Source organism: Rhodococcus sp. As11 (genome assembly GCF_048957735.1).
GTDB lineage: Bacteria > Actinomycetota > Actinomycetes > Mycobacteriales > Mycobacteriaceae > Rhodococcus > Rhodococcus gordoniae.
The window spans coordinates 1-740 of sequence record NZ_JARDJE010000060.1; the positions used below are offsets into that span (position 1 = coordinate 1).

Genomic DNA, 740 nt, shown 5'->3' on the forward strand with positions numbered 1-740 from the left:
GATCTGTTCGACGAGCAGGTTTCGCGGGTGCCGGATGCGACGGCGTTGGTGTTCGAGGGTGGGTCGCTGACCTATGCGGAGTTCGATGCGCGGGTCAATCGTCTTGCGCGCAGGTTGATCTCGGAGGGTGTGGGTCCGGAGTCGACGGTGGCGCTGGCGATGCGTCGCTCGGTCGAGTTGCTGGTCGGTATGTATGCGGTGGCCAAGGCCGGTGGTGCGTATGTGCCGGTGGATCCGGATCAGCCGGACGAGCGCAATGCCTACATCCTCGACGCCGCGGCGCCGGTGGTCGTGCTGTCGACCGAACGCGACGATTTCGTCGTGCCGGGGGAGAGGTCTGTCCCGAGCCTGGCGATCGACACGCTCGATCTCTCGGACGTCTCGGACGCATCCATCGCAGACGGCGAACGGGTCGCGCCGTTGCGTGCGTCGAATACGGCGTATGTGATCTTCACGTCGGGTTCGACGGGCCGGCCGAAGGGTGTGGCGGTGCCGCACGCGGCGATCGTCAACCAGTTGCTGTGGAAGCGTGAGTATTTCGGTCTCGGTGTCGATGATGCGGTGCTGTTGAAGACGGTGGCGACCTTCGATCTGTCGGTGTGGGAGTTCTGGTCGGCGCTGGTCTCCGGTGGGCGTGTGGTCATCGCGTCGGCCGATGGTCATCGGGATCCGGCCTATCTGAACCGGTTGCTGACGGAGCGGGCGGTGACGACGTTGCATGTGGTGCCGTCGATGCTCGA

At 65.0% G+C, this 740-nt stretch carries 1 protein-coding gene; it reads left to right on the forward strand.

Annotation, left to right across the window (positions count from 1 at the left end; all coding sequences use genetic code 11):
* A partial coding sequence (locus PV766_RS24070; protein ID WP_421098128.1) for an AMP-binding protein occupies positions 1 to 740 on the forward strand: 740 nt, incomplete at both ends.